Source organism: Nitrosomonas supralitoralis, assembly GCF_003011925.2.
Classification (GTDB): domain Bacteria; phylum Pseudomonadota; class Gammaproteobacteria; order Burkholderiales; family Nitrosomonadaceae; genus Nitrosomonas; species Nitrosomonas supralitoralis.
In genome coordinates this window covers 1-892 of record NZ_PXXU01000167.1, presented here as the reverse complement: position 1 = coordinate 892, position 892 = coordinate 1, and the positions used below count along the sequence as shown (strand labels likewise).

At 49.1% G+C, this 892-nt stretch carries 1 protein-coding gene; it reads left to right on the top strand.

Annotation, left to right across the window (positions count from 1 at the left end):
* Nucleotides 1–887, top strand: an 887-nt coding sequence (locus C7H79_RS17230) for a type IV secretory system conjugative DNA transfer family protein (protein ID WP_148667150.1), incomplete at its 5' end; no start/stop codon positions are given.
* Nucleotides 888–892 lie beyond the last annotated feature (5 nt).

Sequence of the window (892 nt, the reverse complement as noted above, 5' to 3'; positions counted from 1 at the left end):
TTCATATCAATGGACAAAACCACCCAGTTGTTGGCTCCACGGCACGCGATATGCTGGATCGACCGACTGAAGAAGCCGGGTCGGTATTATCGAGCGCCAAATCATATTTAACCCTGTACCGCGATCCGCTGGTTGCCAAAAATATCAGCCGTTCTGATTTTTTAATCCGTGATTTGATGCACCATGCCAGTCCGGTGAGTTTATACATTGTGACGCAGCCCAATGACAAGACACGGTTGCGGCCTTTGGTGCGGATCATGGCGAATATGATTGTGCGCAAACTGGCCGATCGGCTGGAATTTGAGAATGGGCAGCCGGTCGCGCATTATAAGCACCGGCTGTTGTTGATGCTGGATGAGTTTCCCAGTCTTGGAAAGTTGGAAATCTTTCAGGAATCCCTGGCGTATATTGCCGGTTACGGTATTAAAGCTTATTTGGTCTGCCAGGACATCAATCAGCTTAAAAGTCGTGAAACCGGATACGGCCACGATGAAGCGATCAGTTCCAATTGCCATATCCAGAATGCTTTTCCGCCGAACCGAATTGAAACAGCCGAACATTTATCCAAACTGACCGGGCAAACCACTGTCATCAAAGAGCAGATTACGACCAGCGGGAGACGGGTAGGGATGATGCATGGCAATGTGACTCGAACCATGCAGGAGATTCAGCGTCCTTTACTCACACCCGATGAATGTTTACGCATGATTGGCCCGGAAAAAGATGAAAGCGGCAGGATTACCAAGGCGGGTGACATGATCATTTATGTGGCGGGTCATCCGGCTATATACGGCAAGCAGCCGTTGTATTTCCAGGACCCTGTGTTTGCGGCTCGCGCGGCGATTGCTGCCCCTACTTATAGTGACAAAATCGTCAAACAATCATAAAAAAT